This window comes from Rhizobiaceae bacterium (assembly GCA_023953845.1).
GTDB lineage: Bacteria > Pseudomonadota > Alphaproteobacteria > Rhizobiales > Rhizobiaceae > Arvimicrobium.
Genome location: JAMLJC010000001.1, coordinates 2,446,559 through 2,473,206, shown reverse-complemented (window position 1 = coordinate 2,473,206; position 26,648 = coordinate 2,446,559). Strand labels below are relative to the sequence as shown.

21 protein-coding genes are annotated in these 26,648 nt (G+C 63.9%); 16 read left to right on the top strand and 5 right to left on the bottom strand.

Translation table 11 applies throughout. The features are described from left to right. Positions 1–36: 36 nt before the first annotated feature. The 3 genes from M9955_12055 to M9955_12045 all read left to right on the top strand — a co-directional run bounded on the left by M9955_12055 (position 37) and on the right by M9955_12045 (position 2,866). A complete protein-coding gene (locus tag M9955_12055; protein MCO5082377.1) occupies positions 37–933 on the top strand; it encodes an amidohydrolase family protein in 897 nt (298 codons plus the stop codon). Between the two features lie 53 nt (positions 934–986). Further along, positions 987–1,769, top strand: coding sequence for a class II aldolase/adducin family protein (locus M9955_12050; GenBank protein MCO5082376.1), 783 nt, complete (start codon positions 987–989; stop codon positions 1,767–1,769). A 98-nt stretch (positions 1,770–1,867) separates the two neighbouring features. Then, positions 1,868–2,866 (top strand): hydroxyacid dehydrogenase, encoded by a 999-nt coding sequence (locus tag M9955_12045; GenBank protein ID MCO5082375.1) that lies wholly within the window; start codon positions 1,868–1,870, stop codon positions 2,864–2,866. Here the strand turns inward: M9955_12045 and M9955_12040 are convergent. Next, positions 2,860–4,149 carry an amidase gene (locus M9955_12040; GenBank protein MCO5082374.1) on the bottom strand — a complete coding sequence of 430 codons (1,290 nt, stop codon included), beginning with the start codon at positions 4,147–4,149 and terminating at the stop codon, positions 2,860–2,862. The two genes, M9955_12045 and M9955_12040, sit on opposite strands and share 7 nt — an antisense overlap. A 213-nt stretch (positions 4,150–4,362) precedes the next feature. Between M9955_12040 and M9955_12035 the strand changes: the two genes are divergently transcribed. Beyond that, positions 4,363–4,827, top strand: coding sequence for a carbon monoxide dehydrogenase subunit G (locus M9955_12035; protein ID MCO5082373.1), 465 nt, complete (start codon positions 4,363–4,365; stop codon positions 4,825–4,827). Between the two features lie 2 nt (positions 4,828–4,829). Here M9955_12035 and M9955_12030 read toward each other — a convergent pair whose 3' ends face one another. From M9955_12030 to M9955_12020, 3 genes are read right to left on the bottom strand one after another with little or no spacing between them, the layout of a single operon-like run. Continuing rightward, the gene (locus tag M9955_12030; GenBank protein MCO5082372.1) at positions 4,830–6,344 is read right to left on the bottom strand and encodes a malonyl-CoA synthase; all 1,515 of its coding nucleotides are present in this window, start codon (positions 6,342–6,344) and stop codon (positions 4,830–4,832) included. Continuing rightward, positions 6,334–7,713, bottom strand: a complete 1,380-nt coding sequence (locus M9955_12025; GenBank protein ID MCO5082371.1) for a malonyl-CoA decarboxylase — start codon at positions 7,711–7,713, stop codon at positions 6,334–6,336. The genes M9955_12030 and M9955_12025 overlap by 11 nt, the downstream gene beginning before the upstream one ends. Before the next feature lie 38 nt (positions 7,714–7,751). Then, entirely contained in the window at positions 7,752–9,005 is a 1,254-nt protein-coding gene (locus M9955_12020) for a DUF1116 domain-containing protein (GenBank protein ID MCO5082370.1), read from the bottom strand. 356 nt (positions 9,006–9,361) lie between these two features. Between M9955_12020 and M9955_12015 the strand changes: the two genes are divergently transcribed. From M9955_12015 to M9955_11965, 11 genes are all read left to right on the top strand, one after another. Further along, positions 9,362–10,354, top strand: coding sequence for a nitronate monooxygenase (locus M9955_12015; protein ID MCO5082369.1), 993 nt, complete (start codon positions 9,362–9,364; stop codon positions 10,352–10,354). A gap of 30 nt (positions 10,355–10,384) precedes the next feature. Then, positions 10,385–11,410 carry an ABC transporter substrate-binding protein gene (locus M9955_12010; GenBank protein MCO5082368.1) on the top strand — a complete coding sequence of 342 codons (1,026 nt, stop codon included), beginning with the start codon at positions 10,385–10,387 and terminating at the stop codon, positions 11,408–11,410. Further along, complete coding sequence (locus tag M9955_12005) at positions 11,407–12,216, top strand: ABC transporter ATP-binding protein (protein ID MCO5082367.1); 810 nt, start codon at positions 11,407–11,409, stop codon at positions 12,214–12,216. The genes M9955_12010 and M9955_12005 overlap by 4 nt, the downstream gene beginning before the upstream one ends. A gap of 143 nt (positions 12,217–12,359) precedes the next feature. Beyond that, positions 12,360–13,157, top strand: coding sequence for an ABC transporter permease (locus tag M9955_12000; protein ID MCO5082366.1), 798 nt, complete (start codon positions 12,360–12,362; stop codon positions 13,155–13,157). A 116-nt stretch (positions 13,158–13,273) separates the two neighbouring features. After that, on the top strand, positions 13,274–15,469 hold the full coding sequence (locus tag M9955_11995; GenBank protein MCO5082365.1) for an acetate--CoA ligase family protein: 2,196 nt from the start codon (positions 13,274–13,276) through the stop codon (positions 15,467–15,469). Beyond that, positions 15,469–15,957 carry a MaoC family dehydratase N-terminal domain-containing protein gene (locus M9955_11990; GenBank protein MCO5082364.1) on the top strand — a complete coding sequence of 163 codons (489 nt, stop codon included), beginning with the start codon at positions 15,469–15,471 and terminating at the stop codon, positions 15,955–15,957. Before M9955_11995 ends, M9955_11990 begins: the two co-directional genes overlap by 1 nt. Positions 15,958–16,259: 302 nt before the next feature. Continuing rightward, positions 16,260–17,135, top strand: a complete 876-nt coding sequence (locus M9955_11985) for an ABC transporter permease (protein ID MCO5082363.1) — start codon at positions 16,260–16,262, stop codon at positions 17,133–17,135. After that, the gene (locus M9955_11980; protein MCO5082362.1) at positions 17,132–19,081 is read left to right on the top strand and encodes an ATP-binding cassette domain-containing protein; all 1,950 of its coding nucleotides are present in this window, start codon (positions 17,132–17,134) and stop codon (positions 19,079–19,081) included. Before M9955_11985 ends, M9955_11980 begins: the two co-directional genes overlap by 4 nt. A gap of 108 nt (positions 19,082–19,189) precedes the next feature. Next, positions 19,190–20,278 (top strand): ABC transporter substrate-binding protein, encoded by a 1,089-nt coding sequence (locus M9955_11975; GenBank protein ID MCO5082361.1) that lies wholly within the window; start codon positions 19,190–19,192, stop codon positions 20,276–20,278. 118 nt (positions 20,279–20,396) lie between these two features. Continuing rightward, the gene (locus tag M9955_11970; GenBank protein MCO5082360.1) at positions 20,397–21,053 is read left to right on the top strand and encodes a flavin reductase family protein; all 657 of its coding nucleotides are present in this window, start codon (positions 20,397–20,399) and stop codon (positions 21,051–21,053) included. A 427-nt stretch (positions 21,054–21,480) separates the two neighbouring features. Beyond that, the gene (locus M9955_11965) at positions 21,481–21,909 is read left to right on the top strand and encodes a peptidoglycan-binding protein (GenBank protein MCO5082359.1); all 429 of its coding nucleotides are present in this window, start codon (positions 21,481–21,483) and stop codon (positions 21,907–21,909) included. A gap of 189 nt (positions 21,910–22,098) precedes the next feature. Here M9955_11965 and M9955_11960 read toward each other — a convergent pair whose 3' ends face one another. Beyond that, positions 22,099–24,585 carry an autotransporter gene (locus M9955_11960; protein MCO5082358.1) on the bottom strand — a complete coding sequence of 829 codons (2,487 nt, stop codon included), beginning with the start codon at positions 24,583–24,585 and terminating at the stop codon, positions 22,099–22,101. Between the two features lie 520 nt (positions 24,586–25,105). Here M9955_11960 and M9955_11955 point away from each other — a divergent pair. Then, the gene (locus tag M9955_11955; GenBank protein ID MCO5082357.1) at positions 25,106–26,557 is read left to right on the top strand and encodes a caspase family protein; all 1,452 of its coding nucleotides are present in this window, start codon (positions 25,106–25,108) and stop codon (positions 26,555–26,557) included. The last annotated feature ends 91 nt before the right edge of the window (positions 26,558–26,648 follow it).

Sequence of the window (26,648 nt, the reverse complement as noted above, 5' to 3'; positions counted from 1 at the left end):
CGGAACACTCTCCCTCACTGGCAAAGGGGAACGAGCGTGTCCAAGCTGCGTATTGTCGACGCCCACCACCATCTGTGGGACCTCAACCACATCCATTATCCCTGGCTCTGTAACCGGCCCGTCGGTCCGTCCATCTGCGGCGACGTCACTCCGATCACCGACAATTTCACGCTCGATCGCTACCGCGCCGGCTTCGGACACCACAATGTCGTGAAATCGGTGCATGTCGAGGCCGGCGCCGACCCGGCGAAAGCCGTCGAGGAGACCGCGTGGCTGCAGCAGATAGCCGACGCGCACGGATATCCGCACGCCATCGTCGCCAAGGTCGAACTGCACAATCCCGATGCGCAGGCGGTGATGGAAGAGCACGTCAGGCACGCCAATGTGCGCGGCATCCGCCAGATGATCAACTGGCACTCCGACATGAGCAAGGTGTACGCGCCCGAGAACTATCTCGAACACGCGACATGGCGCTCGAATTTCGCCCTGCTCTCCCGCTACGGCCTGAGCTTCGACCTGCAGGTCTACGCCGGGCAGATGGAGCAGGCCTACGAACTGCTGAAGGAAAATGCCGGTATTCCGGTGGTTATCGATCACTCCGGCATGCCAGTCGACCGCAGTCTGCAGGAGCTCAAGCGCTGGAAGCGCGGCCTCGAGCGCCTGGCAAGCCTCGACCACGTCTTCATCAAGCTTTCCGGCCTCGGCATGGTCGACCACGACTGGACCGTGGAGTCGATCCGGCCCTACATCCTGACCATGATCGACATTTTCGGGCCGGGACGCGCGATGTTCGGCAGCAACTTCCCGGTCGACAAGCTCTACAGCTCCTTCGAAGTCCTCTTCGACGCCTATGACACGGTCACGGCCGACTTCACCGATGGCGAGCGCGAGCAGCTCTTCGCCGCGACCGCGGAGAAATTCTACCGGATCTGACCTCCAGGCCCGATCCAGATCCATTCATCGTCGCATCCGCAGGAGGGATGTCCATGTCACATGCAAACGCAACTTCTCCGATAGAAGGCATCAGCGATGAAGAGTGGAGGCTGCGACTTGATCTGGCCGCTCTCTACCGTCTCGTCGCGCACTTCCGGATGACCGACCTCATCTACACGCATATCAGCGTCCGCATCCCCGGGCCGGAGCATCACTTCCTCATCAACCAGTACGGCCTTCTGTTCGACGAGATGCGCGCCTCCGATCTGGTCAAGATCGACATGAACGGCAACATCGTCGACCAGCCCAACCGCGGCCAGAAGAAGGTGAACCCGGCAGGCTTCACGATCCATTCCGCAGTGCACATGGCGCGCCACGATCTGCAGTTCGTCCTGCACACGCATACGGCGGCCGGCATGGCGGTTTCCTGCCAGAAGGACGGCCTGCTGCCCCTCACCCAGCTTGCGCTGAAATTCTACGGCCGCATCGCCTATCATGGCTATGAGGGCATCGCGCTCAATCTCGATGAACGCGAGCGCATCATTGCCGACCTCGGCACCCACAACGCGATGATCCTGCGCAATCACGGCCTGCTGGTCGGCGGACCCAGCGCCTCGCAGACATGGAACTGGATCTATTTTCTCGAACGGGCCTGCCAGGCACAGATCGCCGCCCTTTCCGGCGGCCGCGAACTTGTCATTCCGCCCGAGGAAGTGCGCAAGACGACCGAGAAGCAAGCCAACCCGGAAGCGTCGTCATTCGTGGAGCATCAGGAGCTTGCATGGGCGGCATGCCTCCGCCTGATTTCGCGCGATCCGATTCCGTACAATACCTGACACCATCGCGCTTGTCCGATAACGGCCTGCAACCTCCCAAGGCCATCTGCGGCGCGCCGGCAACCGGCGCGCCGCAAACAGCAAGAGAAAGGCGCGGCATGAGGCCGGAACAGGATTCAAACCCGACGCGGAAGGCCGTTCCCATCGTTTTCTATGGCCTCTCGGAGGCCGAACTGCCGCATTTCGAACGCCACGAGGCACATCCGGTGCTGATCCGCAAGACCGCGGATCAGCCGATCTGGCTTCCTCCCGCAAACGCGCAGGCGATGCTCAGCTTCATCGGCGCGTGGCGCGGCGCACCGAAGGAGGCGCCGGCGGGGTGGCCGTTCGGCATACGCTATATCCAGCTCGCCTCGGCAGGCGTCGACGCCTTGCCTGACTGGGCGTGGGACGGCACGACAGTCGCCTGCGCGCGCGGCATCACGGCCGAGCCGATCGCGGAATATGTGCTGGCAGCGATGTTCCGCGACATCAAGCGCTTCGACGACATGGTCGGACGGGACCACGCGCACCTCCAGTCCATCGCCGACGAACACAAATGGCCGAAGCACACGCTCAGCGCCGTTCGCGGCAAGACGCTCGGCCTCGTCGGCTATGGCGCGATCGGGCAGGCCATAGCGGAGCGTGCGCGCGGCATGGGCATGGTCGTCAAGGCGCTGCGCAGGAGCGGCGACGACGGCTCCGGCCGCTTCGTCAAATCCATCCACGAACTGGCGGCGATCGCCGACCAGCTCGTCCTGTGCGCCCCGGCAACACCTGAAACGCGCCACATCATCAACGCCGAAACGCTGGCGGCCTGCAAGCCGGACGCCCATCTCATCAATGTCGCGCGCGGCAGCCTCGTCGATCATGACGCGCTCCACGCGGCGCTCGAGAGCGGCCAGCTGCGCCATGCGACGCTCGACGTGACCGAGCCGGAACCCCTGCCGGCGGGACATCCGTTCTACGCCAACCCCCGCGTGACGCTGACGCCGCATGTGGCGTGGTTCTCGGCCGATCATCACGAGCGCCTGACGAAGAAGCTGCTCGACAATCTTTCCAGATGGAGCCGCGGCGAAGCCCTCGCCGACATCGCCGAGCGCGGCAAGGGCTACTGAGCACTGCGGGAGCCGGACGGGTCCAGACCCGCGCGCAGGACCTTTTCGGCAAAGGCGCAAAGATCGAGCAGTTCGAAGTCATGGCCCGCCGCGCCCACAAGCTGGATGGCGAGCGGCAGCCCGTGCCGGCCGAAGCCGCAAGGCAGGGAGGCGGTCGGAACGCCCAACAGCGTCCAGAGCACGCAAGGCCCCGGATTGCCGGTGCCCTCGCCGAGCAGCGGAGCTTCTCCCAGCGCGGACAAGGTCAGGATAGCGTCGAAGCCCTCCATTTCCCGGCGCAGGCGGTCCTTCAATTCATCCCGGGCAGCGAGAGCGGCCGGATAATCCTCCGCCGACAACTCCTCGCCTTTTTCCACAAGCTCCCTGATGTGGATGCTGACCTCGGCCGGCCATCGATCGATGAGCGGGCGATAGATCGTTGCCGACTCCCGGCGCAGGATCGTCTCGGCGAAGCCAAAACCTCCGTCGAACGACGACGGCAATTCCTCCTCATGCATATCCGCGCCGGCCTTGCGGAGCGCCTCGACCGCGCTTTCGAAGGCGATCCGCTGCGTGTCGCTTGCCTGCTGCCAATATCGGCTGCGAACCAGCCGAAGCCGGGGCTTTTCGGACCGCACCAACGGGCGCGATTCATCCAGTACGAGGCCATGCAGGCGCCGCACGGTCTCGACCGAGCGGGCGAGATAGCCGGCATGGTCGAGCGACGGGCTGAGCGGCTGGACACCGTCGAGGGGCAACGCTCCATAACCCGGCTTGAACCCGAACACCCCGCAGAAGGCGGCGGGCCGGATGATCGAGCCGAAAGTCTGCGTGCCGAGCGCGAGAGGCACGATGCCGGCGGCGACGGCAGCGGCCGAGCCGCTGGACGAGCCGCCGGGCGTGTGCTCCGGATTGTAGGGATTGACCGTCGGCCCGGCTTGCCGCCACGCGAATTCGGTGGTCACCGTCTTGCCGAGGACGAAGGCGCCGAGCGCCTTGAGCCGCGCGACGAGAGCCGCATCGTTCGCCGGAACGTGATCGCGGTAGATCGGCGAGCCGTAAGCCGTGGCCAGACCGGCCGTGTCGTAGAGATCCTTCACGCCGATCGCGAGGCCGTCCAGCGGCAGCGAAGGATTCGAACGAAACTCCGCATCATTGACAAGCGTGAAGGCCCGCAGCGTATCGTTCGTCCGACGAGCGGCCCGTCTGCTCCATTCGATCGTGTCATATGCCGGCGAGCTGCCGCCGGAGGGAAAAACTCCGGCATGCAGGTCATTCGGCAGGCCAGGAAATTGCCGGGTCATTCAGCATCCAACATCTGTCAATGTCGTGACTTTTCCACGCCTGTCGGGTCGGAACAAATCGACAGATGAGCCCGACATAGCCAACGGCTATAGCGCTCGACCGAACATGTCTGGCTGCCCGTATCGGGCGGTGCTACGCGCATCCCCGGCGACGCCGGGACATGGTGCAAGGCCGGATAAGCCCGCGGCGCTTTCCCGCATCTGGAGATCCCAATGGCTTTCACGCTGAAGAACGAAGTCGTCCTCGCCGCCGCGCGCTCCCGCGTGTGGGAAGCGATCAACGATACGGAGATCCTGCGCGCCAGCATTCCGGGATGCGAATCGCTCGAAAGAACGGAGGATGGAACTTTCAACGCCGTGGTGAAAGTGAAGATCGGCCCGATCGCGGCCCGCTTCAAAGGCACGGTGCGCTTCGAAGACGTCGATGCGCCGCATGGCTGCCGGATCGTCGGCGAAGGCCAGGGCGGCATTGCGGGGTTCGCCAAGGGTGGCGCAAACGTCGATCTTACACCGGAGGGGGAAGCCACCCGTCTCGCCTACGACGTCCAGGCCGATATCGGCGGCAAGATCGCGCAACTCGGCTCGCGCCTGATCGATGGCGTCGCGAAAAAACTCGCCGACCAGTTCTTTGCCGACTTCGGCAAGGCCGTGGAGGCCGGCGGTGCGAACGCCGCCTGACCCTATTTGTAGAGGTCCTCGTATTTCTTCCTGAGATCGGCCTTGATCACCTTGCCCATCGTGTTGCGAGGCAAGGCCGCGTCGAAGAGCACCCGTTTCGGCAGCTTGTATTTCGCCAGACGCCCGTCGAGCGCCTTCAGCACCGCCGCCTCGGTAAGGGACGCGCCGGGCTGGAGCACGACGACGGCAGTCACGGCCTCGCCGAAATCGCCATGCGGCACACCGATCACGGCGCTTTCGTCGACGCCCTCCATCCTGTCGATCTCCGTCTCGATCTCCTTGGGATAGACGTTGTATCCGCCGGTGATGACGAGATCCTTGTTGCGGCCCACGATCGAAATGTAACCACGATCGTCGATCACGCCGACATCGCCGGTGATGAAGTAGCCATCGTCGCGGAATTCGGCGCGTGTCTTGTCAGGCATGCGCCAGTAGCCCTTGAAGACGTTCGGCCCCTTCACCTCGATCATGCCCACTTCGTTCGCGGGCAGGATTTCCCCGCTTTCCAGATGCGTGATGCGCACATTGACGCCCGGAAGGGGAAAGCCGACCGAGCCCGGAACCCGCTCGCCATCATACGGGTTCGACGTGATCATGTTCGTTTCCGTCATGCCGTAGCGCTCGAGGATGTGATGGCCCGTGCGGTTCGTCCACTGGCGATGCGTTTCGGCGAGCAGCGGCGCCGAGCCCGAGATGAACAGCCGCATGTGGTCGGTGTTGTCCCGGTTGAGCCAGTCCTCCTTCACCAGCCGCGTGTAGAAGGTCGGGACGCCCATCAGCGTGGTCGCGCCGGGAAGCTCCCTGCGGATCGCCTCTACATCGAACTTCGGCAGGAAGATCATCGAGGCGCCGGCGAACAGGACCACGTTCGTGGCCACGAAAAGCCCGTGCGTGTGGAAGATCGGCAGCGCGTGCAGCAGCACGTCGTCCTTCGTGAACTGCCAGTATTCGACAAGCGTGCGCGCGTTCGACGACAAATTGGCATGCGTCAGCATCGCGCCCTTGGAACGGCCGGTGGTGCCGGAGGTATAGAGCATCGCCGCAAGGTCGCTCGCCTCGACTGCGGCCGTCGGGTAGCTGTCGTCCATCGACGCGGCGAGTTCCGGAAGCGTGCCCTCGCCTTTCGCACCCAGCGTCAGCAGGGATGCGACGCCATGCCCGCCGCATACGGGCGCGATCTCGTCCTGTTTCGAGGGGTCGCAGACGAAGATGTGCGGAGATGCGTCGCCGATGAAATATTCGAGCTCCGCGGTGGTGTATGCGGTGTTGAGCGGCAGGAACGCCGCGCCGACGCGCAGGCAGGCGAGATAGAGGATGATCGCCTCAGGCGATTTTTCGACCTGCACCGCGACCCTGTCGCCGATCACGACGCCCTTGTTGCGAAGCACGTTCGCGTAGCGTGCGGAAAGGGCGAATGCTTCGCCATAGCTGAGCACGGCGCCATCGGCCATGCGCATGAAGGATGCATTCGGGTCGGAGACCCGTGAGGAAATCTGGGAGAACAGATTATGCGACATGATCTTCTTGCGACTGGTGGTTGAGCATCTGGTTGTTCCTCGCTCTTGCCATGAATTTCCTCAGAATACCCTTCACGCTCGAAGAGGCGACCACAATACCGCGTTCGGCATAGGCCTCGTGATTGGTTTCGATGTCGGCCGTCGCGTAGCGGTAATTCACCATCAGCGTGCGGGCATCCGAGCGTCCTTTGTCGGAAAGGTCCGCGAAAGCGTGGATGTTGTCCAGACAGGCTCCGTTGCCGAGATGGAAGCGCGCGACGGGATCGAGAGGACGGCCCTTCGGGTCTCTCGCCTCGAGGAAGTAGAAGGCGGCGAGAGATTCCAGCAGGGCGCCGAGCTGCTGTCGTCCTTCCGTGTCCGCCTGCCAGTCCCTCGCATCGATCAGGCTCAGCAGCTCGACGTCCTGCGGCGAAAGAAGCCCCTGCGTCCTGTCGGCGATAACGCCGTCGAGCCAGACGGCGAAACCCGGCACCGGCGACAACGTGACGAAATTCCTGAGGTTGGGAAACTCGGCGCGCAGCTTGTCGACCACCTGCTTGATCAGGAAGTTGCCGAAAGAGATGCCGCGAAGACCTTTCTGGCAATTGGAAATCGAATAGAAGACGGCGGTGGTCGCCATGCGCGGATCGAGTTCGGCGCGGCCCGTGGCGAGCAGCGAACCGATATTGTCCGGCACGTGATCGGTCAGCGCGACCTCGACAAAGATCAGCGGCTCGTCGCGCATCTGCGGATGGAAGAACGCGAACAGCCTCCTGTCCCGGGGCTCGATGCGGCGGCGCAGATCGTCCCAGCCGGTGATTTCGTGAACCGCCTCGTAGCGGATGATCTTCTCCAGGACGCTGGCCGACGTGTCCCAGTTGATGGGCAGCAGTTCCAGAAAGCCGCGATTGAACCAAGACGTGAAGAGATGGGAGAAGTCCCCGTCAAGATTCTTCAGGGAGGGCTTCGTCTCCAGAGCGCTCAGCAACGCCTCGCGCATCCTGACGAGGCGTTGCGTGCCGTTGCTCGCGTGGTTCAGACGCCGGATCAGTTCCTGCACGCGCGGCTCGCTCGCGCGGTGCACACGGTAGAGGGCATCCATATCCGCGTCCGTCTTCAGCGCGTCCACGGCCCGCATTATCGCTTCCCGGTCAGGTCCTAAACGCTCAGCGATCATGGTCAGGAAGGCCTCGCGGCCGCTTTCGTCCAGCTTTTCCCAATGGTCGAAGATCGCCTCGGACAGCACGAAGCAGGAAATCTGGCCCTTCTGCGAGACCAGCGCCTCACACAGTTCCTCCGGGCTCTTGCGGGTTTCGCGGCCGCGCAGCAGCAGATTGCGGCCGCGCTGGCCGAGTTCAGACATCAGGTCCGACAGAAAGGTCACGCTCATCAGCCGTACTCCATCGTGCGGTCCGGCACCCTCAGGCCTCAGCGACCGAGAGCCGACGCCGCCTCGTCGAAGCATGCCAGCGGAATCTCCTGGATTCCCGCGCCGATCTGTCCGACGCCGGCAATGTTCGACGCGATGCCGGTGTTGATGAGCGGCGCAATGCCCGTCGCCACCACGCGGCGCACGTCGATGCCGCAGGGCACGCCGCGAAAACCGAGCGCCGGCATCACGAAGTCGGGATGCTCCCCCACGGTGATGTCGCGCATGGTTTCCGAACGCGCCAGAAGCTCTTCCACCGTTCCGCCGATGAAGGAAGCGATCGCCGGCGCGGCAGCCAGCGCAAAGGCTCCCAGGCCGATGCTCTCGGTAATATAGGAATCGCCCATGGTCGGCGTCGCCTCCTCGATGCCGTGGCCGGGAAAGAGCTTGACGTTGGCGACGCCGGCCGGCGCCGTGAACCACCGCCGCCCCAGACCGGCGACGCGGATGCCGACCTCGACGCCGTTGCCCGCCATCACCGTCACGATGCTGCCACGGCCGATCTGCTCCGCATAGAGGGAGGTCGCCTTGGCATGGGCGATCGAAAGCGACAGGAAGAAATGGTCATTGCCGCCGATGAAGCGCAGGGCGGCTTCCAGTTTCTCGTGCGGCGCGCGCGTGGCCAGCAATGGCACCGCGATCTCGCGGAAGAACTGGCTGGTGGCCGCCTTGTTGCGGTTGTGGGCCTCGTCACCCCGCCGCAGCGCTTCCGCGACCATCGCCTTGAGATCCATCGGCCCGGCTTTCGCGAGCGCCTCACCGAGCAGCGGATGGAACTCGTCACGCATCCAGCGGAGCCTTTGCAGGACCTCCGGCCCGTTGGCGCCGAAGCGCAGCGCCTTGCCGAGACCCTCATTGATCGAGACATAGGCCCTGACGCCGGATTTTTCCTCTTCGACGACGAAGACCGGCATGGACGCGGTGATGATGCCCGCCATGGCGCCGGCCGCATCATGGTCATGCGCCGGCGCGAAGCGGATCGCCCCGGACGCGGCAAGCATTTCCGCCTCGCCGATCGATGCGGCGAGACCTTCGAAGACGAGCCCGCCGCAGACCGCCGCCCGCATGGCCGGCGCCATCTTCTGCCATGTCACCGGCGGGCCGGCGTGCAGGACAAGATGCGAATCCATCCCCGGAATGGCCTCGCGCGCGGTCGACATGCCCACCAGCATCGGCCTGGCCGTGCAAAGCCGCTCGAAGACCTCGCTATTGGCAAGATCGAGATCAGCGGATCGGTTGGTGGACTCGCTCATTCCGGCAATCCTGACACAATTCCGGGCGACCATGCGGGGCCGCTGGCGGGGTGTCCATCACCGTCATGAGTGTAGCTATTTCCTATCGTTATATGTCTTGCCATGTTTCCGATGCAGGCTGAAGACAAAAGCAGTCCGCGGCTGCATGATTGCGTGTATAAGCCCGCCACATCGCCCGAAGCCTCACTGGAATGGCATCTGTCCATAACCGGCAGGCATACCAACAACGAATAATGCCCTTCTGGCTATATTCGCTCTATGAAACGCTCTCCATACGGTTCCACCGTCATCGCTCAGGCGAGACCTTGCGGGCGAGTGACCGATCAAGAAGTGTATTGCGGGTAGCCAGAGATAGAATGACCTTACCGGGCAAGTGCCGCCTGCCGGCGGATTGGGTAGAGCAGTTGGCCATGCCGGTCATCGCTGCGCCGATGTTCCTTGTTTCCAGCATCGACCTCGTCATGGAAGCCTGTCGCAATGGCGTCATCGGCTCCATCCCCACGGTGAATGCGAGAACGCCGCAGATCCTGGACGAATGGCTGGGCGACCTGACCCGCCGTCTGGACGCCGCCCGCGCGGCGGGCGAGAAGGTCGCGCCATGGGCATTGAGCCTCATCACGCATTCGACGAACCAGCGCCTCGGGGACGATCTCGAGCTTTGCCTCAAATACAAGCCGCCGCTGGTGATCACGGCGCTGGGCAGCCCAAAACCGGCGCTCGAAGCCATCCATTCCTATGGCGGCCTCGTGTTCGCCGACGTCAACACGCCGGAATATGCGCGCAAGGCGGCCGATGCAGGGGCCGACGGGCTCGTTCTGGTCTGCTCGGGCGCAGGTGGCCATACCGGCCAGCTCGCCGCCCCGGCGTTCGTGGAAGCGGTCCGCGAGTTCTATGACGGGATCATCGTGATCGGCGGCGCCATCGGCAACGGCAATGCCGTGCGGTCCGCGCAGGCTCTGGGCGCGGATCTGGTCTATGTCGGCACGCGGTTCATCGCCTCGAACGAAAGCCTTGCGGACGAGCGCTACAAGAACATGGTCATCGAATGCCAGTCGAAGGATCTGGTGCTGACCAACGCCATAACAGGCGGATGGGCATACAAGCTGAGGCCAAGCCTCCTCGCGGTCGGGCTGAACCCGGACGAACTCAGGAACGGCGGTAAATTCGACATGAACTACGCCGATAAACAGCCCAAGGCATGGAAGGACATCTGGTCCGCCGGCCAGGGTGTCGGTGCGGTGCGAAAGGCCGAGCCCGCCGCCGAGATCATCGCGCGGCTGCGCGATGAGTACGCCGGAGCGATCGCGGCGGAAAAGCGGGACCCATGGTCGCAAAAGTATTCTACCTGAACTTTGATGGTGCAGAATAAGGGGAACGACATGAACGCTTGCAACGAAATCCTCTCCCGGCGCAGCTTTCTGAAAGGCACCGCCGCCGGCGGTGCGCTGCTGCTGTCCGGCGGCATGCCTGTGTTCGCACAATCGGCGACCAAGCTTGTCTTCATGGAGCCCTTCGATCTGGCTCTGGAATATCTTCAGGAGATGAACGCCGTGGTCGGCGGTCATTTCGAGAAGGAAGGCCTCGATGTCGAGATCAACAATGCCCGCGGCACGGCCGTCGGTATCCAGCAGGTAATCGCGGAGCAGGCGAACGTCACGCGTATCGGGCTGCTCGACCTCCTCAAGGCCTCCGCGTCCCAGGACACCCGGCTGATCTCCGTGGCCACCAGTCTTCAGGGCGGCATCTTCAATCTCGTCAGCCGCAAGGAAGACCCGATCATGTCGCCCGCCGACCTGCGCGGAAAAAATGTCGGCGTGGCGTCCATGGGCGGCGGTCAGGAGAACATCCTGAACCTCATGCTCGCAGGCGCCGACATCCCGGTCGCAGAGGTGCCGCGGCAGGCCATCGGCTCGAATGCCGGCAATGTCGAAATCCTGAAGCAGGGCCGCGTCGACGCCTTCCTGGCGACGGTCGAAACCGCCCTCCTGCTGCAGCGAAACAACGAGCCGGTGGAAATATGGAGCACCTCCAAATATGCGCCGTTGCCCGGCGGCGTCATCGTGATGACGGAGCAGTTCGCCCAGGCCAACCGCGACACGGTCGTGAAATTCGTGCGCGCCATGCGCAATTCGGCGCTCGAGATCATCTCGGCCGATCCCGCGCAGATCCTGGATCGGGTCGTCGCCAAGTTCGAGATCACGGCCAATGAGGATCGCGATTTCCGTCTTGCCGCGATAAAGTCCTATAACGAGCTGACGCTCGCGCAGGGCGAGGCGAACGTCATGCGCAATGTGCCTGAAGTCTTCGAGAGTGCGGCCAGGCTTGTTGCAACGGCAGGCATTGCCGAGGTTGGAGACGTGAAGGCCATCTACAGCAACGAATTCATCGACGAGGCGATGAAATGACGAATGCGCAGGCCCTCGCTTCCGGGGTCCTTCCGAAATCCATAGCGCTGAAGGGCGCCGAGAAACGCTTCGGCTCGCCGGAAAAGGGGGTCCTGGCGCTCACGCCGACGACGCTCGACATTGCTGGCGAGGACATGACGATCCTGCTGGGGCCGTCCGGCTGCGGGAAGACGACCATGCTGCGCATGATCGCCGGCCTGGAGCCGCCGACCGCCGGCAACATCGAGATCGGCGGGTCGAATCTCTGGGCCAGCAGCAAGCGCAACGTCGGCGCGCTGTCGCAACTCGGCATGGTATTCCAGGAAGCGAACCTGTTTCCATGGTTGAGCGTCGAAGACAACATCGCGCTGCCGCTCAAGCTGCGGGGCGTCGACAAGGCGCAACGCCGTGCCAAGGCGCGGGAGCTTTGCGCCCTCGTAGGCATAGCGGGTTTCGAGAAGAGCTATCCCCGCCAGCTTTCGGGCGGCATGCGCCAGCGCGCCGCGATCGCGCGCGCCCTGAGCTACGATCCGGGCATCCTTCTGATGGACGAGCCGTTCGGCGCGCTCGACGCGATCACGCGCGACACCATGAACACCGAGCTTCAACGGATCTGGATGGAGACGCGCAAGACGATCGTGCTCGTCACCCATTCCATCGCCGAGGCGGTGTTCCTGGCCAGCCGTATCGTTCTTCTCTCGCCGCGGCCCGGCCGGGTGCAGGAAGTCATCGAAGTTCCGTTTTCGAGGCCGCGCGATTCCGACATTCATGCACTGCCGGAATTCCAGTCGATCGTCAGCTATCTGCGCGGCAAGCTTGAGCATTAACCGCTGCGCCAGGGTCGGCACGGGCGCAGCGGCATCACTACGATTCCGGCGCCTTTGAAGGCTGCCACACGAGAACACCGCAGGAGTTTCGGCATTCAGGGCCGACGCTCATACAGGAAGCTTCGGAGGCGAGCGGGGAACCAATGAGCATCGACATCGACAGAGAGAGCGGCAGCGGCGCGCCGTTGTTTCCGGCGTGGGTCGGAAGCCTGCTTCTGCTCATCCTCTTCCTCGGCGGCTGGGAAGCCTATGTGCGCCTCTTCAACGTCAGCAGGCTGGTGCTGCCTCCTCCATCCGACGTGATAATGAAATGGATGGAATTCTTGGGCACCGCCAGCGTCTGGTACCATACCGGCGTGACCGCGTGGGAAACGCTGCTCGGCTTCATTCTGGCCAGCCTGCTGGGCGTCGGCCTCGGCATCCTGCTCGGCAAGATGCCCCGGCTGGAGCGGATGCTCAATCCGTTCGTCATCGCCACGCAGGTCGTGCCGAAGGTCGCGCTGGTGCCGCTCTTCGTCGTCTGGTTCGGCTTCGGCATGACGTCGAAGGTGGTGATCGCCACCATACTGGCCTTCTTCCCGATCCTGCTGAACACGGTGCTGGGCATCAAGTCCGTCGATCGTGGCCATGTCGAGGTGATGGAAAGCATCAATGCGACGCGTCTCCAGCGCCTCACCCAGCTCGATCTGCCGAGTTCGCTGCCCTACATCCTCACCGGCATGGAGGTCGGCGTCGTGCTGTCGATCATCGGCGCGGTGGTGGGCGAATATCTCGGCGGCAGCGTCGGTCTCGGCAACCTCGCCGTCAAGGAGATGAACTCCTACAACACGACCGCGCTCTTCGCCGTGATCATCCACCTTTCGGTGCTCGGTTTCGCCTTCTACGCGGCCGTGGTCGGCGTGCGGAAATACCTCATTCCCTGGCACGGCTCGTCGGTCTGACGCGAAACCTGCCCGTCGGGTCCAGCTCAACACACCGCGCGGACGGCGCATGCGGGCGCCTGCCATGCTTCCGTTCGCGCGCATTCTTGAAACGCTTGCTCGGAGGAACTTGAAACATGTCGGCAGTCGGACGATCCGTGGACGATGCGATACGCAAGGTGGGCGCTCTCGTGGCGCCGCGCAACATCGTCCTTGTCGGGGCCAGCGATCGTCCGGGAAGCTGGCCGGCAACGGTATGGAAGACGGTGCACGAGCACGGTTTCCGGGGCGCCATCTATGCGGTTAATCCCAATCGCGACCGCATCGGCGACGAAACCTGCTACAAGGATTTCGCCAGCCTTCCGGAAGCGCCCGACCATGTCGCCTTCCTCACCCCCGCCCAGCATGTGCCGGCGGGCCTCGCGGCGGCCGCCGCGGCGGGAGCCCGCACGGCGACGGTCTTCGCTTCGGGCTTCGGCGAGGACGGCAAGGCCGACGGGCTCAAACTCGCTTCCGATCTCTCCGACGTCATCCGGCAGACCGGCATCGCCGTGACCGGTCCCAACTGCACCGGCAACATCATCGCCGACAGCGGCCTGGTGACGCTGGTCGACCATCGCAAGCTTCAGGTCGGCAAGGGCGTCGTCTCGCTGGTCGGCCAGAGCGGCGGCGTGCTGCTCTATGCCAACCATATCCTCGCCGATCGCGGCATCCAGATCGGCAAGCTGATCACCAGCGGCAACGAGATCGGGCTGAACTGCGCCGATTACATCGCCTATCTGGCGCAGGACGAGGCGACGAAGGTCATCTTCTGCTATCTGGAATCGATCAAGGATCTGGAGAAGTTCAAGGCGGCCTGCACGCTGGCGCGCGACAACGGCAAGCCGGTGCTCGTCTTCAAGATCGGCGCGAGCGAGGAGGGTCGCAAGGCCGCCATGACGCATACCGGCGCGCTGGCCGGCAGCGCCGCCATATTCGATGCAGTGATGAAGGAAGTCGGCGTCATCCGTGTCGGCTCGCTGGACGAGGCGATCGAGACGATCGAACTCGTCGTCCATCTCGGCGTGCCGATCGGCCGCAATATCGGCGCGCTGAGCCTGTCGGGCGCGTTCAGGGGCATACTGGTCGACGGTGCGGCGGGCACGGGCCTGAAGTTCCCGCCGCTGGCGGAAGAGGTGGAAAGACGCCTGTCGGACCTGCTGGGCGTCGGCTCATCAGCCGGCAATCCCTGCGATGGCGGCTTTACCGTGCTCACCAGCGTCGAGAAATACATCGAGGCTGTCGACATACTCTGCGACGATCCCAATCTCGATCTGCTGGTGCTTCAGGCCGAACTTCCGCGCGAGACCGGCATGGCGGCGCATTGGGAGGAGCGCTTCCAGGGCATCCATGATCTGGTGACGCGGCGCGGCAAAAAACTCGCTTTCATCTCCATGTTCTCGCGCATGTACACGGACTATACGCGCGAGGTCCGTTCGGGGCTTCGCAACGTCGCTTTCATACAGGAGACCAACAAATCAGTGCGCGCGCTCGCGTTACTCGCCGACTGGTCCGAGACGGCGGCGCGGCACAAGGCGGGCGCTGCCGACAGCCGCGCCGCCCGGCCACTGCCCGCCGAAGCGCGGCAGGTTCTGGAGAAGGCACGGACGCGCGCGGGCGGTTTCCTGCTGAACGAGCAGGATTCGAAAGAGCTGCTCGCCGCCTATGGCATCGCCGCCCCGGGCGAGGCGCTCGCGAAAAGCGAAGACGAAGCCGCCGGACTCGCGGCGCGGATCGGCTATCCCGTCGTGCTGAAGGCGGCTTCGGATCGGCTCGCGCACAAATCCGACATCGGCGCGGTGCAGCTTGGCCTCGCCGATGCGGATGCCGTCCGCAGCGCCTATCGGCTGATACGGGACAATGTGCGACGGTCCGGCTTCGAGGGCGAGCTGGACGGGATTCTGGTCTGCCAGCAGATCGTCGGCGGCACGGAACTCGTGCTCGGCCTGCAGCGCGACCCGGAAATGGGCCTTGCGCTGATGTTCGGAGCGGGCGGCGTGCTCCTCGAACTGATCCGCGACGTCTCCTTCGCTTCCCTGCCCCTGACGCACGAACGCGCCTTGGAACTGATCCGATCCACGCGCATCTCCACCTTGCTGCAAGGCTACCGCGGCGGCGAGCCGCATGACATTGGCGGGATCGCGGACGCGCTGGTCGGCCTGAGCGACATGGCCGAAGACCTCGGCGAAGCGCTCGTCTCCGTCGACGTGAACCCTCTGGTCAGCCGCGCCGGAACGGGCGGCCCAATGGCGCTCGACGCCGTCGTTGCCCTGTCTGGAAAAGGAGACCGCTGATGCAGCAGCACGCCAATACGATCCCGCTCGGCTTCACCTTCGACACGATCGAGGTCGGGCAGAAATCCGTCAGCCAGGGCCGCACCGTCACCGACGCCGATCATGCCATGTTCATGATGCTGACCGGCGGGTGGCATCCCATCCATTGCGATGTCGAATATGCCAGGAAGGAGGGGCTGGAAAAACTGCTCGTGCAGGGCACGTTCGGCGTCGCGCTCTCCCTCGGCAGTCATCTGGAAGCCCCGCTCCTGCAATCGTCGGACCCGCTGGTCGGCGCGCTCGGCATAAAGGAATGGTCATACCTCGGACCGATCTTTGTCGGCGACACGCTCCACATCGAGGTGGAGATCGCAGCCAAGAAACTGACCAGCGACGGCAGCCGCTACATCGTCGACCGCGACATCAGCGTGATCAACCAGAACGGCAAGCTGATCCAGAAAGGCACGGCGCGGTCTATGTGGAGACGCTCCCCACCCGCCGCAACCTGATCCGGCGCCGGGAAAGCCGTGGAGCCGATGGATCACACGGCGCTCCCGATATTACCGGCAGCTATAGCCGGAACGAGCAGAATGCTAGCTGGTTAGGGGCTCGGGAGATAGGTTTCCGGTCATGGCAAGCGCCCGCACCTCAAGACGGGCGCGACCGGAACATGCAATTTACAACGTTTTGCGAATGACAGGCTTTCAAACCCAGCCGACATCATCGGCGAGGCCGGTATCCTATTGCGACCGCGCGGACACGCCATGCGTGACGTCCGGTTGCTTTTCGTGCCGGATCGTTCGTGCCGCCTATGCTTAGCGCCTCGCCGGCTCGCGCCGAAGGATGGGAGCGCCAGCGCAACCGCGCGACGCTGGCGTTGCTCATCGCGCCGCTGGCGCTTATGGGCCTGCTGTTCGTCGTGCCGCTGCTCTACCTCGTCTGGCTGAGCTTCGGCGGCCCGCAGGGCTTCAGCCTGGTCGGTTACGAGGAACTGCTCGAGCCCGTCTATCTCCGGCTCGCGCTTTTCACGCTGCAGCTCGCCTTCACCGTCACCGTGGCCTGCGCCCTCGTCGCCTATCCCCTCGCCTATCTGCTCGCGCATATCGAGGGCGCCCTGATCCGGTTCATGACCGTGGCGCTGCTGATCTCCCTGTGGCTCAGCGTGCTCGCGCGCACCTACAGCTGGATCATCATCCTGCAGCGGAACGGTCTGGTGAACGCCGTCCTCACAGGCACCGGGCTCACCGACCAGCCATTGTCGCTCGTCTACAACGAGACCGGCGTCTATATCGGCATGATCCACATCCTGCTGCCGTTCATGGTTATGACGATGGTGCCGACGCTGAAAGCGATCGACCTGTCGCTCGTCCGCTCGGCGCTGAGCCTGGGCGCCACGCCCTGGCAAGCCTTCAGGCGCATCTACCTGCCGCTTTCGCTGTCCGGCCTCGTCGCCGGCAGCATCCTCGTCTTCACCATGGCGATCGGGTTCTTCATCACCCCGGCCATTCTCGGCGGCGGACGCGTCAACACAATCGTCATGGCCATCCAGAACCAGGTCCAGGTGCTGGTGGATCTGCGTCTGGCGGCCGCCACCTCGGTCGTCCTGCTGGTCGTCAGCATCGCGATCCTCGTCGTCTACGAGAAGATCGCCGGCGTCGACCGCATCTTCGGAAAGGGCCGGACATGAACGAGCTCCTGCTCGGTACGGGCGGCCGTCGATTGCTCGTCGGTTACGGCTGGGTGCTCGTCCTCTTCATCGTCGTGCCGGCGCTGGTGCTCGTGCCCGTGTCGCTGGGCAGCGACGACAGTTTCGTGCTCGTTCCGAACGGCCTCTCGCTGCGCTGGTACGAGACGCTTTTCACCGATCCGCGCTGGCAGGCGGCGCTGCTGCTGAGCCTGAAGCTGGCCTTCGTCGCGGCCATCATTGCGACCGTCGTCGGCGTGCCGGCGGCCATTGCCATGAGCCGCGTGCCGCCCTCGCTCGCCAAGGCGCTGCGGCTGCTCTTCATCGCACCGATGATCGTGCCGCTGATGGTGATCGGGGTGGGGTTCTACGTGCTTTATGCCCGGTTGCGGCTCCTCGGCGGCTTCTTTCCGCTGGCCTTCGCGCACGCAGTGCTCGTGCTGCCTTTCGTCATCCTGCCCGTCGGCGCCCGCCTGTTCAGCATCGACGGCCGGCTGGAGTGGGCCGCCGCCTCGCTGGGCGCCGGCCCTTACAAGACGATCGCCCGCGTCACGCTGCCCCTGCTGACACCCTCCATCGCCGCCGGCGCGGCCTTCGCATTCATCTTCTCCTTCGATGAGGTCGTCGTGGCCCAGTTTCTCTCCGGACCGCAACTCGAAACGCTTCCCCGCCGCATGTGGGAGGGCATCACCATGGGCGGCATCGACAAGACGATCACCGCCATCACGTCGGTTCAGCTGGCGCTGGCCGTCCTGGTGATGGCGGTGCTGTATCTCTGGCGGCTGCGCCCGGCCCCGGCTGCGCCGGCCAACCCGGATGCCCTCGCCATGCAGGCGAGCGGCGCGGCCGCTCCGGCGATCGCCAGCCGGGAGAAGGGCGAGGCCAGCGGAGAGGGCGCGCAGGGCGTCGGCATCGAGTTTGACGGCCTCACCAAGCACTACGGGTCGCAGGCGGCCGTCGACAATGTCAGCCTGTCGATCGAGCCGGGCGAGTTCCTGAGCATCCTCGGCCCCAGCGGATCGGGCAAGACCACCGTGCTGATGCTCGTCGCCGGCTTCGTGGCGCCCACCGCCGGCCGGCTGCTGCTGGGCGGCCGCGACATCTCCGCCATCCCGCCTCACCGCCGCGACATCGGCGTGGTCTTCCAGAACTACGCGCTCTTTCCGCATCTCGACGTGCTCCAGAACGTCGCCTTCCCGCTCGAAGTGCGTGGCGTGGCCAAGGACGTCATCCGCCGCCGCGTCGAATGGGCGCTGGAGCGGGTGCACATGCAGGACTATGCGGAACGGCGCGTCTCGCAGCTTTCCGGCGGTCAGCAGCAGCGCGTGGCGCTTGCCCGCTCCATCGTGTTCGATCCGCGCGCGCTGCTCATGGACGAGCCGCTCGCCGCGCTGGACCGCAATCTGCGCAAGGACATGCAGACAGAGATCCGGACGCTGCAGCGCTCGCTCGGACAGACCGTGATCTACGTGACACACGATCAGGAGGAAGCGCTCAACCTGTCCGACCGCGTCGCCGTGATGCATGGCGGCAAGCTGCAGCAGGTGGCAACGCCGCGCGACCTCTATGTACGACCCGCAAACCCGTTCGTGGCAAGCTTCTTCGGCGAAGCCAATCTTTTCGCCGGGAGCGCCAGCGGGTCGGTGCTCAGCGCCGAAGGCGGCATCTCCCTGCCGCTCGCGGCGGCCCGGCAGGGGCCGAGCGTGCTGTGCGTGCGGCCGGAACTCATCGCGCTGGACGCCGCCGAACGCGCAGACTTTCCCGTCATTCAGGGCCGCATCGTCGAGACGCGGTTCCTCGGCAGCATCCTGCGCATTCTGGTCGAGACCGCGCTCGGGCCAGTCGTCGTCGTGCGCCACATCGACACCGCCACGGCGGCCCCCAAAAACGGCGCCGTGGTGCATCTGAGCTGGGACCCGTCCCTGACGCACGCCATGGATTCCGCCTGAGCAGGCGGCTCGCCGGAGCGCGTCGGCGCCATCCTATCCGAAGGGCCTTGCGTGACGAGAGGCCGCCCGGGGTTCTTGTGATCGTCACAGCGACGAAAGGGGAATGAGATGAGACATGAAATGAACCGGCGGCACTTCCTCGCCTCCACGGCGATGGCCGCTGTCGCCATGGGAGTGCGGCCTTCCTTCGCGGATGCGGCCAAGGCTGCCGAGATTCTGAAGGGTTTTGGCTCGATGATCGTGTCGACCTGGGGCGGGGCCTATGTCGAGAGCCAGACGAACTCCTTCTTCAAACCTTTCACGGAAGCAACCGGCATCGAGGTCACTACCACAGGCACGCCGGACGCCGCCAAGCTGAAGCTGATGGAGCAGAGCGGCAATGTCGAATGGGACCTGCTCGACGCCGAGGGGCAGATGATGCTCAAGGCGATCGAGGACGACCTGATCCAGAAGATCGACTACGACCTGATCAAGAAGGTCGTGCCGGAAGAGGACCTGATCACGGAAACCCTGCACGAATACGGTTTTCCGTCCGTGTCGTTCGGCTGGGTGCTGGCGTGGAATCCGGAGAAGTTCAAGGACGGCGCCCCGCAGAGCTGGGCCGATTTCTGGAATGTTGAGAAGTTCAAGGGCCGCCGCGCCGCCTACGCCAATCCGCGCCCGATGCTGGAAGTCGCGTTGCTCGCCGACGGCGTGGAGCGCGACAAGATTTATCCGCTCGACATCGACCGCGCCTTCAAGAAGCTCGACGAGATAAAGCCGCATATCGACGTCTGGGTCGAGAATACCGGCCAGTACGACGTGCTGCTGCAGAACGCCGAAGTTGATCTGATGCTGGGCAGTCTCGGGCGTTCCTTCCTCGCCAAGGGCAAGGGCCTGCCGGTGGAATACACCATGCAGGACGGCCTCTGGCAGCAGAGCTACTGGATCGTGCCGAAGAATGCGCCGAACGCAGAAAACGCGATGAAGCTCATCGCCTGGATGGCGCAGGCCGAGAACGAGGCGGATTTCGTGAAGAAATTCCCTTATGGCATGCCCAACAAGAAGGCCTATGCGCTGATGTCCAAGGAGATCTCGGACAACATCCCCACCTCGCCCGAGAATCTCGCGCGGCAGGTGCGGATCGACCCGCAGTGGTGGACGGACAATCTGGAGACCGTCAACCGCCGCTGGCTGGAGTGGTATTCGAACCGTTGACGACCGTCATGCGGGCGAGGGTCACCCTTCGCCCGCATTCACGCGCAGCGCGATACCGGCACGGCAGTTCGCCTCCCGACCTGCTGACAGAACCCGCTGCAACCGGACAAGCCAAGCAATGATCTTCGATTTCGCGGACCTGTCCCGGCGCGATCGTCACAAGCTGATGATCTCTACCGTCGTGCCGCGGCCGATCGCATGGATATCGACGCTGAACGAGGACGGCTCCGTGAATGTGGGGCCGTATTCGTTCTTCAACATCGTCTGCGAGCAGCCGCCCCTGATCAGCGTCGGCGTGGGATCGGGCGAGCGCGGCGAGGACGATCTGAAGGATACGGGCCGCAACATCCGGCGGACCGGCGAATTCGTCGTCAATCTCGTGGGCTTCGAGCAGGCGCCGCAAATGGTGGTCACGGCCGTCAATTTCGCGCCGGGGATCAGCGAAATCGACAAGGCGGGTCTCACCCTCGCGTCATCGTCGAAACTGTCGACCCCGCGTATCGCCGAAAGCCCGGCATCGCTGGAATGCCGTCTCCACAAGACTGTCGACCTGGTGGATGGCCAGGTGCTCGTGCTTGGCGAGGTGGTCGCCCTGCATATCCGCGACGCGGCAGTGCTCGACGCCAATCGCTGTTATGTCGATACGCCGAAGCTCGACCTCGTCGCGCGCATGCATGGCAACGGCTGGTATACGCGCATGACGGATTGGTTCCAGCTTCCGACGCCCGCCATAGAGCAGGAGGAACCATGCCATGGACATCAGAAGGCGCCTTGACAAGAAGGCTCATGCCGCCGCTGCGTGAATTCTGAACGTTTCGACAGTTGAACGCTTCGGCCGTTCAAAGCCGATGCCCGTGAAAATCGAAGCCCATCGGGCCAAGCGGGCTTGTCATGACGGATTGGCCGGGACGCGTATCGCAACGCCGTGATGGCGCGAATTTTCGGTTTCGTTCCGATGTCCGGCAAGAAAATCTCTTATAAATCAAAGCCAGAACAATGGGACATCCGCCGAGAACGGGGCAACATCTACAGTCGAATAGCCCGATGCTCTCTATAGGCGGCTGTTGATTTGCCCGGAGCAGCTTCCGGCCTCAAGTCAAAATGAGGTCGAACAAATTCTTCTTGCTATCTAGCCGTAGTCAAGAAGTCATGTAGAATTGAACGCGCATTTCGATTTCGGGGGGAGTGAAATGGCGCATCTGATGATTGTACCTCACGTCAACGCCGAGACCCGATCCAAGTTCTTTTTTCAGATTTCGGCGGGTGTCGGCAAGAACAGACCGAACAACAAGGAAGACGTTGCCATCGTCCAGTTCATGCTGGGCATCGTACAGGGCATCTACATTTCCCGCGCAAATCCCGTGACGATGGACGGCATCGCCGGCTCCTTGACCATTGCGGCGATTACCGAGTTCCAGACTTTCCTGCGGAATCACAATATGGCCCCGGGGCTCGTCCCGGATGGCGCAGTAGACCCGGCCCTAGCTCCGATCGGCGCCCGGCGGGTCATATCGACGCTCGGACATCTCAATCTGAGGGCGTCCATGCACGTTTTCCACTGGCCGGACATCCGTCAGGAACCCGGCTTCCTGACCGGCAAGGTGGGCTTTCCCCGTCTTTTCGAAGGCTAGACAAGAAGGGCGAACCGCATCGGATGGCCGGCTCGCCCGGCATCATTGCCTGGCCGCAAGGCCGATCCGCATATCGGAGATATGGGCCGCCACCGGCGGGACGATCAACTCAAGCGGCGCGGTCCGCGAGGGGTCGACGACCCAAGGCCGGGATCCGCCGACCCTGCCGATCCCGAATGTCGATTGATCCTAGAATCCGACCTTGAGGCCGAGCTTGCCGGCGACCGTCGTGCTGTCCGACGAGAATTTTCCGCGCACTTCCGCGCTGAGCGTCGCGCTCTGAGTCATGCGCATATTGAAGCCCGTGGAAACAGCGGCAGAGAAGTCGGAGTCATCGAAATCGAACTCCGTGCCGGCCAGGTCGGAGGTGTTCCTGTAGGAGAAGCGCTGCTGGACGTCGGCCCGGGCATAGGGGCTGAACACCATGCCGTTCTCCATCTGGTAGTCGGCATAGATGCCCGGCTCGAACTTCAAAGCGCCGAAGGAGATGCGGCTCTTGCCGAAGACATTGCCGCCGCTGTCGACATAATCGCCGCCCTCGAAGGTCGCGCCCAGTATGCCGCCGCGCATGTCGAAACGCGTGCGCTCGCCGAGCACGAAGATGTGACCGGCCGAAGCCGTCACGGCATAGCCTTCGGTGTCGTAGCTGCCGGTGGTGTTGAGCGCATAGTTGACGACGTCGGACTGGCCTATGAAGCCGGTCGCCGAGATCAGGCCGTAATTGAGGCCCTGCCGGAACAGCGTGTAGGCGCCGAACATGCCGGCTTCGTTGGTGCCTTCGCCCACGCTGGCGAAAGACTGGAAGCTGCCCAGATCAACATCGGTCGAAGTATAGCCGCCGAAGACGCCGATGTTCAGGCCATACTGCTCGTCGAAACCGAAATGCTTGGCCGCGTTGAAATCGAAGCTGATGGCGGCCGAGAAGTCGTTGGCGTCGAAGGACGGGCCCATGGCGCGGAAGGTGTCGTTCGACACTTCGAAGCCGTCATGCTCGACCTTGGCGAACTGGCCGGAAGCGAAGACGCCGAAGGTCGGCGTGAGTTGCACCATGCCGCTCTTGCCGAGGCGCAGGCCGGAATCCGCGGCGTCGTCGGTGATGCTGTCGAGCGTGTCGAGCGCATTGTCGAGGGCCGAAACGTCCAGCGCATTGGCGGTCGCCGTCCCCAGCCCCGCGCTGACGGGGGTGGCGCGCAGCAGCAGGCCGCCGGCCGGGCCTTGTACGAGTTCGAAGGCGAACAGCGCTCCGGGCGTCGCCGGCGCGCCTTCGACCGCGAATGTGCCGATGACCGGAGCGTTTGTCGCCACGATGACCGGAATGTCCGTCACGCCGGCGAAATTGGGCGTACCGAGCAGATTGACCTGGATCGTGTTGAGGCCGGTCGCCGAGAAGGCGTTCGCGATAAGCTGGTCGGCCTGGGCGGTCTGCTGGTTGACGTCGATGCCGATCCGCGAGCCGTTGAGCGCCAGCCCGCCTAGCGTGAAGACGTCGTCCGCTACGCCGTCGATCAGCGAGATGGTGGAACCGGTGGCCGAGAGCGTTCCCGTAAGCTGCGCCGGTCCCTGCACGAAGAGGGTCGAGCCGGCGCCGAGGTTCAGCGCGCCGATCTGGTTGACCGATCCCGAGGCGAAACCGAGCGTGGAATTCTGCGTCGTGACGCTGGTGAAGCCGGTGAAGTTCTGGCTGCGCGTGCCGCCTGCTGCGAGATCGGTATTGTTGATCACGCCGACTGCATTGGTGCCGCTGAACAGGACGCCGTTGCGCAGGCTGAGCGCGGCAGGCGACAGCGTGTCGTCGATGAACAGCGTGTTGCCCGACAGCCCGGAAATGTTGCCGCCGATCGTGCCGCCGCTGAGGCGAACCGTTTCGGCGATGATGTCGCCCTGGATGACGCCGCCGGACACCGCGACCTCGTCGTCGCCGTCATTGCCCGACACGAAGCCGGTGATCGTACCGCCGCTGATCGAGAATGTGTCGTCGCCCGCGCCGCCGCTGACGGCGCCGTTGACCCGGCCGCCGCTCATCTCGAAACGGTCGTTCCCGTCCTCGAGTCCGACCGCGTCGGGATCGGCGTTGGTGCCCTGTATCAGCGCGGAGCCGGAAATGATGACCACATCGTCCTGGCTGCCGGCGAAGATGGAGCCGCCGATGGTGCCGCCTGATACTTCATACCTGTTGCCGCCGCCGAGGCCGAACACGGAGCCGGAGAGCGAGCCGCCGCTCATCCGGAAGAGATCCGCGCCGGCGCCGAGGCTCAGGCTGATCACGTCGGTCGCGCTGCCGATGGTTCCGCCCGAAATGACGACCGTGTCGTCGCCGCCCAGCATCTCGATGAACCCGGTCGAGGGATCGAGACCGTACAGCGGATCATTGAGGTAAAGGGGCGTATTGAACCCGCCTGTCGAGGCGATGGTGCCTCCGCTCATCGTGAAGGTATCGGCGCCATTGCCGTCGTAGGAATATTGGGCGCTGTCGATCAACCAGTCGCTGAAGCTGGTGGCGAAGGGACTGGCAGTGTTTCCGGCCGCGCAATTGACCGTGACGGAGGTTACCACTCCTCCGGTAAAGTTCGGCGTCGCGCTGCAGGCGGCGGCAGGCGTCGCGTCGACAGCAAAACACGCCAGCAGAGCCAGCGCCGAAACACCCGAAAACTGCAAAACGCGCCTGTTGCCCGACATGAATCCCCTTCCTTACAGCCGGCCGGTCTTCGGTCGCAGCAAGCTCGGACCCTCAAACCGGCGACCGCAAGTGAATCGTGGCTGCATTAAGGCCAGTCTAGCATCGCAGATACAGAGGGAATACAATTTTCCGCATATCCCGGCCTGGCGATTGCGGAAACGCCTGCGGGCAAGCAGGCTGGCATAATCAGAAGAAGCCGCAGCGCCAAGTATTCTTTTGCCTTTATACAAGACCATGAATTTGATCGGTTATTTCTGTTTCGTCCGTTTGGCTTAAAAGCAGTCTGCCGAAGGCGCGCGCCGAAATGGCAGTGTTGCATGAAAGGCACGTCGACGCGGTTTCGTGACTCCACTTCCGCCACGCGAATTCGGCCGAAGCCCGCGAACTCCTGCTTCAGGCGATCTCCTGCCCTATCTTTGCCGTGGTTATTGGTGTAAAAATTCCGGATACTTGGCGCGGCCGTCGGCGTGACGCATTCACTTCTTGATCGCGCCGCGAAGCGAAAACGGGCAGGCCGGGATGACGTTTCGAAGAAGCGCTCTGGGACTCGTGACGATCCTGCTTCTGGCATTGGTCGGAGCATGGACGGCGCAAGCTGCGGTCGAGGAGAAGCCGACCGACCAACCCCGCAACCGTCTCGCCATCGTCATCGGCAATTCCAACTATAAAAGCACCCGGCTCGACCGGCTGGCCAACGCCGCGCACGACGCGGTGAAGCTCGCCGAAAGCCTCCGCCGGCTGAACTTCGAGGTGCTGTCGCAAACGGACCTGACATCCAGCGGCTTCAGGCAGCTTCTCGATCAGGCCGAGCGGAAGCTTCCCACCGCGACGGCCGTGCTGATCTTCTACGCCGGCCACGGCATCCAGCTTCAGGGCGAGAACTACCTGCTGCCGGTGGACACGCCCGATCCCGACAGCATCGACAGCCTCACCGCGCGCGCCGTCAAGCTCAACGACGTCATCGCGCGCTTCGCCAGCCGCGACCGGCAGACCTTCATCTTCCTCGACGCCTGCCGCAACAATCCCATGGGGCAAGGCGGCGGCAACGGCCTCGCGCAGGTCGAGGTCGGTGAAAACACTTTCGTCGCCTTCGCCACGCAGCCCGGCAATGTCACGGTCGACGGATCGGGCGAGAACAGCCCCTTCACGACGGCGCTGCTCAAGAATGTCGAGATTCCGGGCCTCAGCATCTCGGACATGATGATCCGGGTGCGCAACGAGACGGAAGCGCTGACACTCGGCCGGCAGGTGCCGTGGGATCAGTCAAATCTGCGTGAGCAATTCTACTTCACCGAGCAGCAGGTGCTCGATCCCGCGCAGCTCAGCGCCAGCCTCTCGCGCATCCTTTCCGATCCGGCGGCCAAGGAGAAGCTGCAGATCGAGCTCGCGTCCAATGACCTGCAGACGGCCGTGCTGATCGTCGGCCAGACGCTGCGCTCGGTCGACGTTCCGTCGCAGTCCCAAGAGCCGCTCACGGTGGGCACGCAGGTGGCGAGCCTGTCGACGGGCGATCGGCGGAGCGTCGTCTCCGGCCTCGAAACGCTGATCGTCGGCGCCGACCCGAACGAGACCGACAAGCAGAAGGCCGAGGATCTCGCCCGCAAGGTCCAGACCGAGCTGCGGCGCCTCGGCTGCTACAGGATGGAAGTGGACGGCGATTGGGGTCCGGGCTCCTCGCGCGCGCTGAACGACTACTACCGCAACACGAAGCAGCAGGTCGCAAGCGCCGGGCCTACCGTCGAACTGCTCGGCGACCTGTTCCTGCAATCCGGGCGCATCTGCAAGGCGCCCGTCATCGTCAAGAAGGTCAAGCAGACGAATGTCGCGTCGGACGCCGATTCCCGGTCGGGCGCCTCGAAGGCCGGCAAGGGAGCCAAGCAGCGCAGCACGAAGAAGAGCTCCGGCGGAATCCGGCCCGCCGCGCCACCTCCGGATATCAGCGGCGGCATCGGCATCGGCGGCGTTTTCTAGACCCGGTCCGGCAAAATCGACGACCGATCAGGCAAGGGGGTCGCGCAACGCGGTTTCATTTCCCAAAGCCATGCTCTAGCATTCCATTCCG

What these genes read in the sequence shown, in the direction of transcription:
- M9955_12050 (MCO5082376.1), top strand. Translation starts at nt 987, where the DNA reads ATGTCACATGCAAACGCAACTTCTCCGATAGAAGGCATCAGCGATGAA.
- M9955_12045 (MCO5082375.1), top strand. Translation starts at nt 1,868, where the DNA reads ATGAGGCCGGAACAGGATTCAAACCCGACGCGGAAGGCCGTTCCCATC.
- M9955_12040 (MCO5082374.1), bottom strand. Translation starts at nt 4,149, where the DNA reads ATGACCCGGCAATTTCCTGGCCTGCCGAATGACCTGCATGCCGGAGTT.
- M9955_12035 (MCO5082373.1), top strand. Translation starts at nt 4,363, where the DNA reads ATGGCTTTCACGCTGAAGAACGAAGTCGTCCTCGCCGCCGCGCGCTCC.
- M9955_12030 (MCO5082372.1), bottom strand. Translation starts at nt 6,344, where the DNA reads ATGTCGCATAATCTGTTCTCCCAGATTTCCTCACGGGTCTCCGACCCG.
- M9955_12025 (MCO5082371.1), bottom strand. Translation starts at nt 7,713, where the DNA reads ATGAGCGTGACCTTTCTGTCGGACCTGATGTCTGAACTCGGCCAGCGC.
- M9955_12020 (MCO5082370.1), bottom strand. Translation starts at nt 9,005, where the DNA reads ATGAGCGAGTCCACCAACCGATCCGCTGATCTCGATCTTGCCAATAGC.
- M9955_12015 (MCO5082369.1), top strand. Translation starts at nt 9,362, where the DNA reads ATGACCTTACCGGGCAAGTGCCGCCTGCCGGCGGATTGGGTAGAGCAG.
- M9955_12010 (MCO5082368.1), top strand. Translation starts at nt 10,385, where the DNA reads ATGAACGCTTGCAACGAAATCCTCTCCCGGCGCAGCTTTCTGAAAGGC.
- M9955_12005 (MCO5082367.1), top strand. Translation starts at nt 11,407, where the DNA reads ATGACGAATGCGCAGGCCCTCGCTTCCGGGGTCCTTCCGAAATCCATA.
- M9955_12000 (MCO5082366.1), top strand. Translation starts at nt 12,360, where the DNA reads ATGAGCATCGACATCGACAGAGAGAGCGGCAGCGGCGCGCCGTTGTTT.
- M9955_11995 (MCO5082365.1), top strand. Translation starts at nt 13,274, where the DNA reads ATGTCGGCAGTCGGACGATCCGTGGACGATGCGATACGCAAGGTGGGC.
- M9955_11990 (MCO5082364.1), top strand. Translation starts at nt 15,469, where the DNA reads ATGCAGCAGCACGCCAATACGATCCCGCTCGGCTTCACCTTCGACACG.
- M9955_11985 (MCO5082363.1), top strand. Translation starts at nt 16,260, where the DNA reads ATGCTTAGCGCCTCGCCGGCTCGCGCCGAAGGATGGGAGCGCCAGCGC.
- M9955_11980 (MCO5082362.1), top strand. Translation starts at nt 17,132, where the DNA reads ATGAACGAGCTCCTGCTCGGTACGGGCGGCCGTCGATTGCTCGTCGGT.
- M9955_11975 (MCO5082361.1), top strand. Translation starts at nt 19,190, where the DNA reads ATGAGACATGAAATGAACCGGCGGCACTTCCTCGCCTCCACGGCGATG.
- M9955_11970 (MCO5082360.1), top strand. Translation starts at nt 20,397, where the DNA reads ATGATCTTCGATTTCGCGGACCTGTCCCGGCGCGATCGTCACAAGCTG.
- M9955_11965 (MCO5082359.1), top strand. Translation starts at nt 21,481, where the DNA reads ATGATTGTACCTCACGTCAACGCCGAGACCCGATCCAAGTTCTTTTTT.
- M9955_11960 (MCO5082358.1), bottom strand. Translation starts at nt 24,585, where the DNA reads ATGTCGGGCAACAGGCGCGTTTTGCAGTTTTCGGGTGTTTCGGCGCTG.
- M9955_11955 (MCO5082357.1), top strand. Translation starts at nt 25,106, where the DNA reads ATGACGTTTCGAAGAAGCGCTCTGGGACTCGTGACGATCCTGCTTCTG.